Origin of the sequence: Kordia sp., from assembly GCF_050633145.1 — a bacterium.
Taxonomy (GTDB): Bacteria; Bacteroidota; Bacteroidia; order Flavobacteriales; family Flavobacteriaceae; genus Kordia.
Map to the genome: position 1 here is coordinate 1 of NZ_JBOEFY010000086.1, position 544 is coordinate 544.

The following is a 544-nucleotide window of genomic DNA, read 5'->3' on the forward strand; positions in this document are numbered from 1 at the left end:
GTAGTGGTACATCCATTACCAGCATTAACAGCGACAGCTTTTACCTATGTATTCTGTGAATATGATGCTGATAATGTGGGACAATTTGAGTGGGATGTAGTGACTAGTTCACTAGATCTACTAACGGCTCCACAGATGGTTGCAGACTTTACAGTGACTTATCACTTAACAGTGGCAGAGGCATTAGCAGGAACAGGTGCATTAGTAGATGGTTTTGAAAACACAACAGATCCACAAACGATCTTTATTCGTGTGGAGAACACAGCTACAGGTTGTGTGAACACCAACAACATTGCAAGTTTGGAGATTAGTGTAGAGCCAATTCCAACGGCAACAGCACCAGATACCTTCCAGTTATGTGCTGTAGATGAGACAGATCAAAATACAGCTGTGTTTGATCTAACAACCTTAGATGCAACGATTATAAATGGACAATTAAACATGGCAGTTTCATACTATGAAACAGCAACAGATGCAGATGGAGATATCAACGCCATTGCCAATGCAACAAGTTATACCAACACATCGAATCCACAGACGCTGT

At 41.2% G+C, this 544-nt stretch carries 1 protein-coding gene; it reads left to right on the forward strand.

Annotated elements, in window-relative coordinates; translation table 11 throughout:
* On the forward strand, positions 1-544 hold a 544-nt coding region (locus ACRBBL_RS26575; protein WP_431372141.1), incomplete at both ends, for a hypothetical protein.